The sequence below is a fragment of the uncultured Brachyspira sp. genome (genome assembly GCF_944390595.1).
Lineage (GTDB): Bacteria > Spirochaetota > Brachyspiria > Brachyspirales > Brachyspiraceae > Brachyspira.
This window is the reverse complement of the sequence record NZ_CALXRN010000163.1, coordinates 1-14,896: the sequence shown is the minus strand read 5'-3', so window position 1 is coordinate 14,896 and position 14,896 is coordinate 1. Positions and strand designations below refer to the sequence as shown.

At 24.7% G+C, this 14,896-nt stretch carries 14 protein-coding genes; 4 read left to right on the top strand and 10 right to left on the bottom strand.

Annotation, left to right across the window (positions count from 1 at the left end):
• Window positions 1–47: 47 nt before the first annotated feature.
• The 7 genes from Q0J90_RS09565 to cas10 are packed head-to-tail and all read right to left on the bottom strand — an operon-like array spanning window position 48 to window position 8,827.
• Window positions 48–1,871 (bottom strand): hypothetical protein, encoded by a 1,824-nt coding sequence (locus tag Q0J90_RS09565; RefSeq protein ID WP_297277686.1) that lies wholly within the window; start codon window positions 1,869–1,871, stop codon window positions 48–50.
• A gap of 14 nt (window positions 1,872–1,885) precedes the next feature.
• On the bottom strand, window positions 1,886–2,665 hold the full coding sequence (gene cas6 / locus Q0J90_RS09560; RefSeq protein WP_028330918.1) for a CRISPR system precrRNA processing endoribonuclease RAMP protein Cas6: 780 nt from the start codon (window positions 2,663–2,665) through the stop codon (window positions 1,886–1,888).
• A complete protein-coding gene (gene csm5, locus Q0J90_RS09555; RefSeq protein WP_297277685.1) occupies window positions 2,659–3,867 on the bottom strand; it encodes a type III-A CRISPR-associated RAMP protein Csm5 in 1,209 nt (402 codons plus the stop codon). The genes cas6 and csm5 overlap by 7 nt, the downstream gene beginning before the upstream one ends.
• A gap of 12 nt (window positions 3,868–3,879) precedes the next feature.
• Window positions 3,880–4,920 (bottom strand): type III-A CRISPR-associated RAMP protein Csm4, encoded by a 1,041-nt coding sequence (gene csm4, locus Q0J90_RS09550; RefSeq protein ID WP_297277684.1) that lies wholly within the window; start codon window positions 4,918–4,920, stop codon window positions 3,880–3,882.
• A gap of 1 nt (window position 4,921) precedes the next feature.
• Window positions 4,922–5,692: a type III-A CRISPR-associated RAMP protein Csm3 gene (csm3, locus tag Q0J90_RS09545; protein WP_297277683.1), complete on the bottom strand. Its 771-nt coding sequence runs from the start codon at window positions 5,690–5,692 to the stop codon at window positions 4,922–4,924.
• Window position 5,693: 1 nt separating this feature from the next.
• Complete coding sequence (gene csm2 / locus Q0J90_RS09540) at window positions 5,694–6,350, bottom strand: type III-A CRISPR-associated protein Csm2 (protein WP_297277682.1); 657 nt, start codon at window positions 6,348–6,350, stop codon at window positions 5,694–5,696.
• Between the two features lie 14 nt (window positions 6,351–6,364).
• The gene (gene cas10 / locus Q0J90_RS09535; protein WP_297277681.1) at window positions 6,365–8,827 is read right to left on the bottom strand and encodes a type III-A CRISPR-associated protein Cas10/Csm1; all 2,463 of its coding nucleotides are present in this window, start codon (window positions 8,825–8,827) and stop codon (window positions 6,365–6,367) included.
• Between the two features lie 205 nt (window positions 8,828–9,032).
• Here cas10 and fabZ point away from each other — a divergent pair, with 205 nt between their 5' ends.
• The 4 genes from fabZ to Q0J90_RS09515 are packed head-to-tail and all read left to right on the top strand — an operon-like array spanning window position 9,033 to window position 12,273.
• Window positions 9,033–9,497: a 3-hydroxyacyl-ACP dehydratase FabZ gene (fabZ, locus tag Q0J90_RS09530; protein ID WP_297277680.1), complete on the top strand. Its 465-nt coding sequence runs from the start codon at window positions 9,033–9,035 to the stop codon at window positions 9,495–9,497.
• Window positions 9,498–9,513: 16 nt separating this feature from the next.
• A complete protein-coding gene (lpxA, locus tag Q0J90_RS09525) occupies window positions 9,514–10,308 on the top strand; it encodes an acyl-ACP--UDP-N-acetylglucosamine O-acyltransferase (protein WP_297277679.1) in 795 nt (264 codons plus the stop codon).
• A gap of 22 nt (window positions 10,309–10,330) precedes the next feature.
• Window positions 10,331–11,461, top strand: coding sequence for a lipid-A-disaccharide synthase (gene lpxB, locus Q0J90_RS09520; protein ID WP_297277678.1), 1,131 nt, complete (start codon window positions 10,331–10,333; stop codon window positions 11,459–11,461).
• The gene (locus tag Q0J90_RS09515; RefSeq protein ID WP_297277677.1) at window positions 11,458–12,273 is read left to right on the top strand and encodes a hypothetical protein; all 816 of its coding nucleotides are present in this window, start codon (window positions 11,458–11,460) and stop codon (window positions 12,271–12,273) included. Before lpxB ends, Q0J90_RS09515 begins: the two co-directional genes overlap by 4 nt.
• On the opposite strand, the gene Q0J90_RS09510 is transcribed toward Q0J90_RS09515, so the two are convergent.
• The 3 genes from Q0J90_RS09510 to rplQ form a co-directional block, all read right to left on the bottom strand.
• Window positions 12,270–12,839, bottom strand: coding sequence for a Smr/MutS family protein (locus Q0J90_RS09510; RefSeq protein ID WP_297277676.1), 570 nt, complete (start codon window positions 12,837–12,839; stop codon window positions 12,270–12,272). The genes Q0J90_RS09515 and Q0J90_RS09510 overlap by 4 nt on opposite strands.
• A gap of 23 nt (window positions 12,840–12,862) precedes the next feature.
• Window positions 12,863–14,377: a transcription termination factor Rho gene (rho, locus tag Q0J90_RS09505; protein ID WP_297277675.1), complete on the bottom strand. Its 1,515-nt coding sequence runs from the start codon at window positions 14,375–14,377 to the stop codon at window positions 12,863–12,865.
• A gap of 127 nt (window positions 14,378–14,504) precedes the next feature.
• Entirely contained in the window at window positions 14,505–14,891 is a 387-nt protein-coding gene (rplQ, locus tag Q0J90_RS09500) for a 50S ribosomal protein L17 (protein ID WP_335823824.1), read from the bottom strand.
• Window positions 14,892–14,896 lie beyond the last annotated feature (5 nt).

The following is a 14,896-nucleotide window of genomic DNA, read 5'->3' as shown; positions in this document are numbered from 1 at the left end:
TATTTCCTACAAGATCATTAAAACCTACAGGTGAAAACAATATATATTTACTGCTCATTATATTTCTCCAATGGTTCTTTTGATAATTTTTCTATATCTTTATTAATTATACAATTATAATCAAATTTTAATTTTCCATCATATCCAATATCATTTTTTGAAAGTTCATTAACAAATATTAATCTAAATAACTCATCACATTTATGTAATATCATCTCAGACGATATCAAATCAACTTTATTAATAATATCATCTTCTGTAATACTAATAAGATTATGAGCTATATCATTTCTAATTTTTGATTCTATATCTCTAAATTCACAAAATAAATTATAAATATTCAAATAGTTGGTATTATAATATTTAAATATAATTAATAAATATTGTATAGTAGCATAATCATTTTTAGAAACATATTTATTAGCTATATCCAATATTTCTAATTTATTTTTTAATTTTTTATATAAATCACATATACCTTTAATTTCATCACATTCATCTTTATATTGTAGCAAATCACTAATAATACCAATTATTTTATATTTATTAAATACAGGATTTTTTATATTAGCATAAACTGTTTTAATTGTCTTAAATAAATCTTCAAAGCCATTATTATCACTTTTTAATTTTAAAAATAATACTTCTATTTTTTTATATAAATCATCTATTATATTATTAACATTTTTAATCTCCAAAGATAAAGATTTAATCTCTTTATATTTATTTTCTAATTTTTTAGATTTAATGTAATTTCTCAATTTAGTATCAAATATTTCATTTCTTAATATATCATTTTTGATTTCAAAAACATTTAAATAACTACCACTTTTTGTTTTAATAAAAACATCTTTTAAATCTTCAATATTTAAATTAGATAAAAAATAATAAAAAAGTTCTGTAATAAAAGGAGTAATTCTAAGTATAAAATCAGACAGATCTTTTTTTATTTGCTTTATTTTCATTACAAAATAATATTCTCTAAATCTGTTCATCTCTTTTAATTTATATTCTTTTATATCATTTTCATAATTTAAATTTACTCTATCCCTTGCTTTCTCAATTTCATTCATTAGAGCTTTTTTTATATGCTTATCATTTTTTAATAAATTATAAGCCGTATGATAATTATATTTACCATTTTTATCAACATCTCCTGTAGATATTAATGAATGTAGCTGAGACTTTATCTTAGGTTTTCTTATACTATGTATGTCAGGCTCCACACATCTTATAACAATTTCTTCATACTCTTCATATATCTTACAGACTTCTCTTTTAACATTTTTTTCTCCTGTGTGTAAATCGTCAAGAGATACCAACACCTGCACAGGAATTAATTTATCATTATTCAATGCCTCCAAGCAAAGTTTAAAATTTATCTGAGGAGTAGATGAAGTTATGTTAATTAATATCTTATGCTCTTTATATTTTTGAGGTATACTTTCTAATTTACCATTAAAATCATCTATAGTGTGCTTCCAATCATGTATATAGTCTTTATCAAAATCTTCTATCTTTATAATTTCACAATCTTTAGATAATTTTTGTATATTATCTTTTAATATATCATATTTTTCATCTACTTCTTCTTTAGAATTAGTAAAAAGAAGGACTACACACTCCGGTTTATAATGTCTTACAATATGAAGTATAGCTCCTTCCATAAATATAGGTTCTTTACTTCTCTTTGATTCTATATATTTTATTAATTCATCTGATTTATCTTGACTAATTTTACCTTCACTCAATTTTTTCTTTATTTCTTCAATCATATCATCTTTATAATACTCATCACCCACAGGATCATTTCCGCCAACAGGAGTAAATAAAACATATTTTTTCTGACTATCATTATTTTTTTCTGACATAAAATATACCTTCACTACTTTTTATTAGTTTTATAATAATTCCTAGATATCGAAACTCCTCCCATAGAAACAGAAGTCTTTGCTCCTATTCCAGAGTAATTAGCAAAATCAAGAAGCATATTATAAATATTTACGAGCATATTATCCCCAAAACAATGAAGTTTAATATCGCCTATAAAAGAATCCAACTTAACACCTTCCATACAAAAATGAGTACTTTTTAAATTATATTTAACCATCTCAACATTTTTAACTATATTGTGTATAAGTTTATCTTCTTTTAAAGTTATATCTTTACTGTAATAATTCCATTTATCATATAAACTTATAAACATATTACTCAAATAAGGAAAAATAGTATAATGTCCATGAACTTTATAAGTAGTAGGAGTTAAAAATTTAATATCAGCAGTTCTCACTGTATCATCAGATAAAAAATATCTGTCGGCAATATCTTTATAACTATGAACATCGATAATTTCTTTGGAAATAATATCGATTTTTAAATTATGATATGTCAAAGCAAAAGAGTTTACATTATCATCAAACATTCTATCTATAATTTTTTCTTTAGCTTCTTCATTTAAAGTAGATATTTTCCATATATAAACATTATTTTTCTTATCAAAATAAGAATACTGACTGTAAGGATTAAGTCTTAAACTGTGAAGTTTTTCAACATAATTAGTATCCAATTTCGAATACATATAACCATGAAACAAACTGCCGTAATCTTTTTTTATTACCGCATTATCATCTCTGGGTTTCATTTTTATGATTAAACTAGCTAGCATAATTCTCTTTCTATTTGTAAATTACATATTCCTATATTCATATATAATTCTTCATAATCATCTAAAGTTTTATATTCTTTATCATCCTTAATATACTCTTTATCCAATTTACAAAGTCTTAATGTTCTTGGAGAAATTTCAGTATCTTTCATTCTATGTTTATGTTTACTATTTTTATCAAAATGTTCCTTTAATTTATTCATATAATAATCATAATTAAAATCTTCAAGTAACATAGAATAAAAAATATTTTTAGAATAATAACCATTGTTTCCACCTAAAAAAATATTAGGCTTACAACCATCAAGTAATAAAAATTTTTTATAATATATATAATTATTATTAGAATCTAAATAGCTTACTTTAAGGCATTCATTAATATCAGGAAATGCTTTTGTATAAAATTCAAACTGATAATTAAAATATTTAGACAAAATAAGAAGTAAATTATTAATATCAAAATATTTAATTGATTTGTCTACTGTAATAGTAAAAAAAGTTTTAACATTTGGTTTTATAAATTCAATAGATTTAGGCATTTTATTGAAGTTACTCTCATAAGTACTAAAATCAATTCTTTTTGAAACAAATAATTTTTTTTCTTTTTCTAAAATATCTCCTGAATCTTCAATTTTTATTAAATTAAATATATTATTTTCAGAATTTTCTTTGAAGTTATATTTAGATGCCATCTCTGATATAATAAAGCTTTCTATTTTTGAAGAAGATGATCCAAAAATATCTATTTTTTCTTTTTTTATAAAATCATATACTTTATCTCTATCATCCATAATTTCACAGGCAATAATAGCTGTTCTAATAGCTCCTTTTATACTACTTCCAGGAAAAAAAGGATTACCATTTGATGATTTAATAAAAGTACTTATATTATTAGATATATCTCCATCTATTATATATTTATAAATATCTATCTCATTAAATTTTTTCTTAATAAATTTCCTTATAAATTCTTTAATTGTAAAATCTTTTGAAAAAAAATCAGATGTTAATTTCTTTATATCATACTTTTTACTATATAAAAAATCTATCAATTTATTTTCATCTACCATAAATATTTTATTATTATCAAAGATATATCCATTCTTCTTAACTTCCTCACCGCTTCCTATAAAAACAGGAGATAAAGTAGTTAATTTCATTAAATAAGTTTTATTATCAGCAATTTTAAATCCATTATTCATATATAAATCCAATTAAAAATTAATATAAATACATAAAGCCTTACCATATCTGTAAACATTGCCTTGTATATCTTTGTTATTTACATTTAAGACATATCCTTTAATATCATCTTTAACATAAAAACAAGAACCTTCTTTAAACATAGATAAAGATTTTCTCTTTATTAAATTCTTTCCATGTATAGGAGAATATATAAAACCGTTTCTTTTAATCAAAGAATAATAAGATTTATTGAAATCTATATTACTTAATTCACATAGCTTATCTTCTTTTGAATCATCAAAAGGAGAATATAAAGAAAGAAGCATCTTATAATTGCTTTCATTTTTGTTTTCAAATTCAAACATATTAATGTCTTCTTCTACTTTATACTCAAATAAACCATATCCTGAAGTTCTTTTTCCGCCTATACCTGAATATTTAAGACTTTCTAAAACACTTTCAAATAATTTTAAATTGCTGTCACTTTTATATCCAAGTATAAAATAAAGTCCGCATCCTACATTAAAATAATAAGCTCCAACATCATATAATGCATTTTTTTCATCATTATTTCTTAATCCTACTTTTTGAATCAAACTATATTTAGCAAAATTATTATAGTCTTCTAATTCTTTAATATTTTCCAAAAAGTCCAAAAAACTATTATCATTATTTTTAACGCCTTTTAAATAGTTTTGAATATGAGAGATTTGTATATATGATATTTTTTTCATAGCTTTTCTATCATGTTTTTTATCTTTTTCAGAATTATCTGTATTATTATCTGATGTGTTTTTTTCAGATATAATCATAGGTCTTGGAATATAAAAACTATTATTTTTATATGGAAACAAAGAAGATATGAGTAAATCATTATTATCAAATAATTTTTTAAACTCTATATCATCCAAAGTTTTATAACCATTTAATTTAATATACTCAGAACATAATGCAGAAAAGAAAGTATCGCTATGACAAATTAAGTCTGCTTCTTCTAAACTAGTTCCTACTGTATCACTTCCAAAATGAATAGGAGATAAAAATTGTAATTTATATAATCTATACTTCATATTAATTATTTGTTTTTTTATTTTCAGCTTCTATTAATTGCTTTATAAATAATTCTGAATCTTTAAGTGATTCTTCTATAAGAGAACGCATTTTATCACTATTAATACTTTCAAATTCTTTTTTATCAATATTGTAATTTTTTAAATCAGGATTTATAACTTTAAACTTATTGAATAATACTTTTCCATATCCTCTGCTTCCACTTCCTCCAAGATAATCTAATTGCAATGCTTTTATTGCATTTGATATAAACTCAAAATCCTTCTTAATGACATCATTATCAACATTTTCATTATTAGTATAACAAAAATTATATATAAATTGAAAATTAAATACAGCACCTGCAGGTATTCTTTCTAATTGTCTTGGATTAGCCTCTAATGTTATTCTATATATAGAGTTCTCAAATTTAGATTCAGTATAAATAAAATCCAAATTTTTTTGTTCTAATTTGCCTGGATTTTTAAGAAACAAGTCATAAAACTGTAGTCGGCTTTCATGTTCCGAAGAACCAAATAATACTTTTATTTCTTCAGGATCATCATCACATTTTGTTATCTTATAATCTTTATTATTATTAGATATTAGCTTAGCCATTAAAGTTCTAAGTTTTCCTTTAATAGATGAACCCGGTATAATAGGCTGTTTTGTTATAGGATCTTTTATTACAGGACTGTCAATAGCACCTATAGGAGAGAAATCATTAGAAGCTCCTATATGCATACCTGTTAATAAAGTCATATTAGCAGAAATTTTAAATTTCAATAACATATCATTCCACCTCCACTTCATAAAATTTATGATAAGCTACTATTGATTCTATATATTTATATAATTCATCAAAATTTTTGAATAATTCATCGAAGTTTTTTTGTTTATTGTCTATAATATTTTCTATATTTTTTTGTATTCTCATATATAAAGCTTCTATTCCCTTTTTATTTCCTATTCTTATAGCGAAAGGAGAATTTGGATTTATATGCTCATTTATATCCTTTTCATGCAATCTATTGTTTTCTGCATCTTCACTATCAGTATCTTTATTAGGTCTAATATTTACTTTACTATTATCTTGTTTATTTCTACCTACTAAATATACAAGCTGTATATTCATATATTCTATCTCTTTAATAATATCATTAATAATATCAGAATTTTTTTCTTCATTAGAATTATTTAATGCTTTTGATTTATCATCATCTTCATCATCTAAATAAGAATTTAAAGATAATTGAGCATTTTTTATTTTATTGCTGATCCTTATAAATGCAGATAAAAACTTTCTTATTTGATTAGTTGTTATAAAACTATGAGTTTTTTTATAACTTTCTCCTTTAGAATTTTTAAAATATTTAAAAATTATTAAATATTTTAAAACAAAATATTTAGCCTCTGATATATTTAATGCTTCTGCATTTTTATCTGACATAAACTCCTCCGTAATTATTCTTTTCTAAATAAATATATTATTAAATCTAAAGCAATATTCAAATATTTAATTTCCTTATTAATGGATTTTCCATTTTTAGTATCCTCATCTTTTTTATCTTTACATACTTTAGATTCATATGTAAACCAATTATATATTGTATCTTTAAACTTATTATAGTTTTCCTTATTAGTATTATTATAATTAATTCTTGCAAGTGAGTAAGCAAGTCTAGGTATATTCATACCTTCATCTTTATTATAAAATTCTATAAGCTGTTTCAATCTGTATATCATAGAAGCAGATAAAAAAATCTTTTCTTTAATATCTTTTTCTTTAGCATCTTTTGAAAAATATCCCACGGAAAATAAAAAATCTATTTTTTCTTTAACTTTTTCAAACTCATTCCAACTAAATACATATTTAGATTCATCTTCCTGCGGTATTCCAAATAAAGCAACAGAATCCTTTTTACCGTTTTCATTTTTTTTAGCTAAATCTTCAAGCTCACCTGTTTGAGATGCCATTTTAGATATAGGGTATTTATTATGGAAAAAACCTATACCAGCTGAAAAAGTAAGTTCATCATTAGTGTATTTTTTAAATGCTTCTCTTAAATCTAAAGTAAAATTAATAACATCAAGCCAATGACCAACTAAAAATACATCGTCTCCACCTGAATATACTATAACAATGCGTTTTTCATATTTTTTCTCATTACTATACAAATTTCCAAATGGTTTATAATCAGAAATATTAGTATTACATTCACATACACAATTAATATAATATTTGAAAAATAAACTTAAATGCCTTGAAAATGATGAAGTTCTCAATATATCAGCATGTCCTTTAAAACCATTCATAAAAGCATCACCCAAACTATCAACGTCACATCTTAAAACAGCAAGCCTATTTATACCAATTGTAGGATTATCTTCTGTACCTTTTACTAAAGTCTCAAAATCTATTAAATTTCTATCATTTTCGTTTTCTTTAAAATTATACTCTCCCAAAAACAAATTTGTATAATTATAATCATTATTATTCTTTGAATAAGCTCTTACTAAATTAGTATCTTTAGTATTTTTAATATCTTTAACATCTGCGAAATAGAAATATCTATTAGATTTTTCATTTTTTTTATCATAATCTAAAGATGGTAAATCAACTGCTTCATCAGCATAATTTTTATCTATCAAGGACTTATCTTTAATTATGAAGATGCTTTTTTCTTTTGACAGCATGCATTTACCTAATTTACATAAATTAATACATATATCACAAGCATAAACTTTATCTTCATTATCTGCAGAGAAAAAATCGGTCTTTTTTGTAGTTTTAGAAGAAGTATGACAGATACTACATTCATATTCTGCCTGATTATCTTTAGGCATTAGTAAGTTTTCTAACTGAGTATTATTATCGTCATAAAAATATCTTCTTTGTTTTATTTGAGTTAGTTTTTTAGAAAGTTTTTTAAATACAGAAGCAAAATCTTCCAAATCTTTAAAATTAAACTCTTCTATCCCCATAGCAATATAAAGGTCTATAGAAAAATTATAAATAAACCAATCATTTAATTTTTGCATTATATTGCTTATCTTTTCATTTATATCTTCAAAATTAGGAAGTATTATATAAAAATGTCCGCCGCCGGTATAAAGCAAATTAGCTCTTGTTAAATGGAAATATTCTAAAATCTCGTCTGCAATATGTTCAAGCATTATTTCAAGATAGAAAGATCTTGCTCTTAAAGATTTTAATGCACCTTTAGAAGATATAGTATATATAAACTTTTGTATTCCAGAAATATCTCCTGAAAGTAAAACAAAATGATTTTTATTAGAATCCTCAGCATTATATGAATTATCTCTATCCTTTAATAAATACAAACATGAAGATAATGCTGTATTAATCTTTAGTTTATCATAAAAAGATATATCTCCTATACCACATTCTGTACCTTTAGAATATGGAACATAAGAAAAAAGATTTGATAATGCATTTAAAATTCCATTTATATTTTTTGTATTAAGTATTTCTTTTAAATTTATCTTATTAGCATTTTCATTAAAATTTTCTTTATAATCTATTTGAAAAGAATCTTTTGTATTATCTGGATATATTATCTTATCTTCTTTTTCATTATCCAAAATTGATAAAGGATAATATTTTATATTCTTTAATTTTTTATAATCAGATTTATGTTTTTTAAATGTTGTAAATATAGATTTTAATGCTTTATTATTATCAGAGGCATCAATCTCAAAATTGTTTTTATTTGATATAATAGAGTAAAGAATTTTTGAAACACTTTCTAATATTTCATTACTTTCATAATTTAAAATATTTTTTATATCAGAAATATTCTTTCCAATATTACTTTCTAAACCAAAGAATGAAACAATATCATCTTTATCATAGAAAAGAGAATTTAACAAAAAATTATAATATTTAGAATCTTCATTATACATAAAAATAAGTATATAAAATAAAATTGAGATGTCAACAATATATATATTTTTTATAATTATTTTTTTATAATTTAACATAAAAAAATAAATACTTTATTTTAACACAGTATATATTAACCATTTTTTATACTTGTAACTTTGTTGTTATATGATATAATTTTCTTCAAAATGTATTAAATTTTTTTAATTAAGGACTTGTTTAATAATGGAAAAAATTAATATAACCAAAATAATGGAATTACTTCCTCATAGATACCCTTTTCTACTTGTTGATAAGGTAGAAAGCATTGAAGAAGGTAGAATACACGCTGTAAAAAATGTAACATTTAATGAACCTCAATTCACAGGACATTTTCCAGAAAGCCCTATTATGCCTGGCGTTTTAATGATTGAAGCATTAGCTCAAACTTCAGGAATATACTGTTATACTAAAATTTTAAAACCTGATGAATATGGTAAAAAATTTATGTTCTTTGCAAAAATAGATAATGCTAAATTTAAAAATCCTGTAATACCAGGTGATGTTATGGACATGATTGTTACAGTTGAAGCATTCAGTAATAATCTGCTTAAAACTCATGGAGAAGTTAAAGTAAATGATAAATTAGCTTGCTCTGCTGATTTAGGTTTATTTTTAGTTGACAAAGAAGCCATGAAAATAGAAAAATAATTTAATAGGAATAAAAATGTCAAATAATATACATAGTACTGCTATTATTTCTGAATCTGCCAAAATAGCAGATAATGTAAAAATAGGTCCTTATGCTATAATAGAAGGTGAAGTTAGTATAGGTGAAAATACAACTATAGGAGCGCATTCTGTAATAAAAGAATACACAACTATAGGAAAAAATAATATAATACATGATCATGCGGTTATAGGAAATTTACCTCAGGATATACATTTTGATAAAAAAACAATCAGTTTTCTTGAGATAGGAGACGGCAATGAAATTAGAGAATTTGCCAATCTTCATAGATCATGTAAAGAAAATGGTAAAACTATTATAAAAAATAATTGCTATATAATGGCTACTGGGCATGTGGCACATGACTGTGAAATACATGATAATGTTATAATATGTAACGGAGCTTTGGTTGCTGGTCATGTAAGAGTAGAAAAAGGTGCATTTATATCTGGAAACTGTGTAGTACATCAGTTCTGTGCTATAGGACAATATGCTATGATTAGCGGAATGTCTGCAGTAGGAAGAGATATACTGCCTTTTGCTTTAACTGCTCATGCCGGAGAAGCAATTATTTATAAGTTAAATTTAGTAGGAATGAGAAGAGCAGGGTTTACATCTGAGCAAATATCTCAAGCTGAAGAAGCTTATGATATGTGGTATAATTGGAATAAAACTAAACAGGAATTTTTAGATACATATTTAAATGATAATTCATTAAATGAAATAGCTAAAGACATTGTTATATTTATATCCAAAGCTAAGCGTGGTATTACCCCTAAAAAAACTGTGTAATAATAAAAACAAACGTAAAAATATGAGAATATTTATAGCTACTGGCGAAGTATCTGGGGACATTCAAGGTGCCTTATTAGCAAAGAAATTAAAAGAATTAAAACCTGATGTTATTTTAGATGGTTTCGGCGGTGTAGAAATGCAAAAAGCAAATGTCAATATATTATCTGACATGTCTACATTATCAACCATGGGAATTTTTGAGGGTGCTAATCCTGTTTATGCATTTAAAAAACTAGGTGCGTTTAACATTTTGCAGGAATATCTTAAAAATAATAAAGTAGACATAATGCTTTTAGTTGATAATCAAGGCGTTAATCTTTTATTAGCTAAATATTGCAAAGCTAATAATACAAAATATGTTTATTATTTCCCTCCGCATGTTGGAATATGGGGAGCGTGGAATGCAAAAAAACTGCTTTCAGCAAGAAAAATAATAACTCCTTTTTTATTTGATTATGAAGTATATAAAAAATACGGATGCGATGTAATGTACAGCGGTCATCCTTTTGCTGATTTAGATTATGATAAAAATATACCGGAATTGAATATGCCTAAAAAAGAGTATACAGTTGGTGTATTATTTGGAAGCAGATATCAGGAAATAAAGAAATTAGCTCCTGTATTTATAAAATCTATGAAAATACTTAATGATATGCTTTCTTCTAATATAAGATTCATAATACCTATAGCATATCCGGAATATAAAGAACCCATAGAAAAAATCTTAAATGAATATAGTAATATTTTAAAAAATATATCTTATTCCTTATTATTAGGAGACGATAAAGATTATGTTTATTCATATTCTGATGCTTTGATAATGTCAAGCGGTACGGCAAGTCTTCTAGCTGCATGTTACGGAAAACCTATGGTTATATGCTATAAAATTTCTTATATTACATTTTTTCTTGGTAAATTGCTTACAAATATAAAATATGTAGGCATGCCTAATGTACTTCTTAATGAAGAAGCAGTTCCTGAACTGCTTCAAAATAACTGCAATCCTAATGCTATTACAAGTTATATCATAAAATACTTAACTGATCAAGAATATTATAAAAAAGTAAGCAGTAATTTACTTAGAGTAAGAGAAACTTTAGGTGAAAAAAATGTGTTAGAACGTATAGCAAAAGAGATTATACAATTATGACTGATTTAGAATTAGAAGATATAAAAGATTATATAAAAAAAAATAAAAAATCTTCTTTAGAATTTAATATTATTTGGCTTAATAATAAAACCAAACAAAAAATAATGGTTATAATAGAAGAAGTACTGAAAAAATATAAAGTAGAAAAATATTATGATGATATTTCTTATATTATAATGGAACTTGTATCAAATGCGATTAAAGCAAGATATTTACATGTAATAACTATAAAGATACTAAGACAAAAACATAAAGAGTTTAATCAAAAAATAGATACTGATGAATATTTTTATGATTATAATATAATGAGCGAATATTCAGATATATTTAAAGATGATGAATCAAAGAAAATTCTTAAAGATGTAATTAAATTAGAAAATAATTTAATAAAAGATATGGACAGTAATATAGATATAGATAATGAAAAATATCAGCAGCTGCTTTCATATAGAAATGATACAAAAAAGAAATTTATAATAAAATTTTTAATAAAATTAAATAAAAATAATATAGAATTTGAAGTTATAAATGATGCACCTCTCATAATGATTAGCAGAACCAGAATAGATTCAAAAAGACTTACATTTGAAGAATATTATAAAAAGAATATGGTTGAAAATTTCTTTATAGAGCAATTAGATAATACAGAAAGTGCAGGTTTTGGTCTTGCTTTATGCGATTTAAGACTCTTTAATCAAAATTTAGACCCTCATACATGCTTAAGAATATTTAATGAAAATAACAGAACTCACTCTAAATTAATACTCCCAATCAAGCAGCAATTCAGTTTCACAGTATATAATAAATATTAATTATTACTATCTCTTTCAATATGCAGATATATAATTTTAGCCCCTCCTCCTCCAAGATGAGAAGGAGCATCGGAAGAATATTTTATATAATGCTTTCCCTCTGTGGCAATATAGTATTCAACTAAATCTTTTAGAACTGCAATTCCATTTTCACTTCTAAAACCTTTACCATGTATTATAAGTATAGGACTTAATTTATTTCTTTTTGATTCAGATATAAATTTTCTTATTTTATGCAAAGCTATTTCTCTAGTATCTCCATGCAAATCAAGTCTGTCTTTTGGAATAGCATTTTTTACATTAGGCTTAAATTTATAATTTGTTTTTTTATCATAAATAGATTTTTTAGAATGATTAGTGCAATCGAGATTTTCAATTGCACTTAAAAACATTTCTTTATCTTCTTGAGTGTAAACTAATTCTTCTCTAGGATTTTTATTTGTTTTTATATTCTCTTCTATTATATTTTCTTTTTTAGAAGTATTAAAATCATCAGGATAATACCCATGCTTAAGATAGAATTCAAATAATTTTCTATCCTCTTCTTCATTAGAATTGATAGGCATATTAATAAATCCTGATAAATATATTATGAGTTTAGTAATTTTAAGAACTCTGCATTATCTTTAGTAGAATTCATTTTATCAACAACTGTTTCTATAATCTCATCTTCATCTATACCCTGAGACTGCATAAACTTTCTTAAAGCCCACATCTTGCTCATCTCTTCAGGACTAAGAAGTAAATCCTCTCTTCTAGTAGAAGAAGAATCAATATCAATGGCAGGGAAAAGTCTTCTATTTGCAAGTCTTCTATCTAAATGAAGCTCCATATTACCAGTACCTTTAAACTCTTCATAAATATAATCGTCCATTTTACTGCCTGTATCAACTAAAGCAGAAGCAATTATAGTAAGAGAACCGCCCTCTTCTATATTTCTAGCAGCACCGAAGAATCTTTTTGGTTTATGAAGTGCATTAGAATCAATACCTCCTGTTAATACCTTACCGCTTGCAGGCACTACCAAGTTATAAGCTCTTGAAAGTCTTGTAATAGAATCTAATATAATAACCACATCATGCTTATTTTCTACCAATCTCTTAGCTTTTTCTAATACCATCTCAGAAACCTGGCAATGTTTATCCGGAGTTTCATCAAAAGTAGATGCTATAACTTCAGCTTCCGGAACTTGTCTTTTCATATCAGTTACTTCTTCAGGACGTTCATCTATAAGAAGTATAAATAGTTTTATATCCGGATAATTTTTACATATAGCATTAGCAATTTCCTGAAGCATCATAGTTTTACCAGCTTTAGGAGGTGCTACAATTAACCCTCTCTGACCTTTACCAATAGGAGAAACTAAATTAATAATACGTGTAGAAATTTTATTAGGAGCAAACTCTAAATCTATACGTTCATTAGGAAAAATTGGAGTAAGTTTATCAAAATGAGGTCTTTTATATAAATTATTAGGCTCTTCTCCATTTACAGTTTCTATTCTAAGCAAAGCAAAGAATTTCTCGCCTACATTATCTTTAGGAGGTCTAACTTCTCCGGTAATAATATCTCCTGTTCTAAGTCCGAAAAGTCTTATCTGAGCAGGAGAAATATATATATCATCAGGTCCAACTAAATAATTGCTGTTTTTAGAACGTAAAAAGCCAAAACCGTCTTGCAAAGTTTCCAAAGTACCTTCAGCAACGATTTTTCCTTCCATAGAAATTTGTGCCTTTAATATGGCATGCATAAGTTCCTGACGTCTTATATTATTGCTTGTATCTTTTTTAATACCATAACTTTCAGCAAATTCTAAAAGCTCTTCAAAAGTTAAAGAACTCAATTTACTGATATAAAGCACATCATGAGGTCTATTAATAACTTTCTTTTCAGCGTTTTCATTTTCTATTATTTCTTTCTGAGCATTTAATTCATCTTTTTCTATAGTATTTGATTCTGCATTATCTTGATTTTCAGTATTCGCTTCTAATTTAACAACCTTTTTTCTTATAGCTCTAGGCTTAGCAGGCTGTTGTGCAGCAGTAGGATTTTCTAATTCTTCATTTTCAACAGATGTTTTAGCATGTTTTTTTATATAAGCCATAATAATCCCTCCATAAACAATATATAATGTCTAGTTATAGCGATTAAACGCTATAACTTAAACATAAATATTATTTATTTTTTAATTTGCTTATTATATTGATTTATAATGTGATTTTTTATTTAAATTATTTATTTTCAGTTTTAACAGAAGAGCTGTCAGATTCGCAAAGCATAACTACGCACATATCAGCAGCATCACCGAATCTTTTATATGATAAAATTTTTCTTACATAACCGCCGTTTTTACCAGCATATCTAGGAGCTATATCTTTAAAAAGTTTAGCAAGCACTGTTTTATCTTTTACATATTTAGCAATAGTTCTTCTATTATGAACATTATCAACTTTAGCTTTATAAATAATTTTATCAGCTAATTGCTTTATAGCTCTGCCCTTTTCTTTAGTAGTTTCTATTTTTTCATATTTTAAAAGAGAAGTAAGCATATTAGAAAGCATAGCTTTTTTATGTGCACTTGTTCTATTAAATTTTTTTACTGTAACTCTATGTCTCATTTTAC

Bases quoted from the DNA above. Each gene is read 5' to 3' on its own strand.
- Q0J90_RS09565 (WP_297277686.1), bottom strand. From the start codon at position 1,871: ATGTCAGAAAAAAATAATGATAGTCAGAAAAAATATGTTTTATTTACT.
- cas6 (WP_028330918.1), bottom strand. From the start codon at position 2,665: ATGCTAGCTAGTTTAATCATAAAAATGAAACCCAGAGATGATAATGCG.
- csm5 (WP_297277685.1), bottom strand. From the start codon at position 3,867: ATGAATAATGGATTTAAAATTGCTGATAATAAAACTTATTTAATGAAA.
- csm4 (WP_297277684.1), bottom strand. From the start codon at position 4,920: ATGAAGTATAGATTATATAAATTACAATTTTTATCTCCTATTCATTTT.
- csm3 (WP_297277683.1), bottom strand. From the start codon at position 5,692: ATGTTATTGAAATTTAAAATTTCTGCTAATATGACTTTATTAACAGGT.
- csm2 (WP_297277682.1), bottom strand. From the start codon at position 6,350: ATGTCAGATAAAAATGCAGAAGCATTAAATATATCAGAGGCTAAATAT.
- cas10 (WP_297277681.1), bottom strand. From the start codon at position 8,827: ATGTATAATGAAGATTCTAAATATTATAATTTTTTGTTAAATTCTCTT.
- fabZ (WP_297277680.1), top strand. From the start codon at position 9,033: ATGGAAAAAATTAATATAACCAAAATAATGGAATTACTTCCTCATAGA.
- lpxA (WP_297277679.1), top strand. From the start codon at position 9,514: ATGTCAAATAATATACATAGTACTGCTATTATTTCTGAATCTGCCAAA.
- lpxB (WP_297277678.1), top strand. From the start codon at position 10,331: ATGAGAATATTTATAGCTACTGGCGAAGTATCTGGGGACATTCAAGGT.
- Q0J90_RS09515 (WP_297277677.1), top strand. From the start codon at position 11,458: ATGACTGATTTAGAATTAGAAGATATAAAAGATTATATAAAAAAAAAT.
- Q0J90_RS09510 (WP_297277676.1), bottom strand. From the start codon at position 12,839: ATGCCTATCAATTCTAATGAAGAAGAGGATAGAAAATTATTTGAATTC.
- rho (WP_297277675.1), bottom strand. From the start codon at position 14,377: ATGGCTTATATAAAAAAACATGCTAAAACATCTGTTGAAAATGAAGAA.
- rplQ (WP_335823824.1), bottom strand. From the start codon at position 14,891: ATGAGACATAGAGTTACAGTAAAAAAATTTAATAGAACAAGTGCACAT.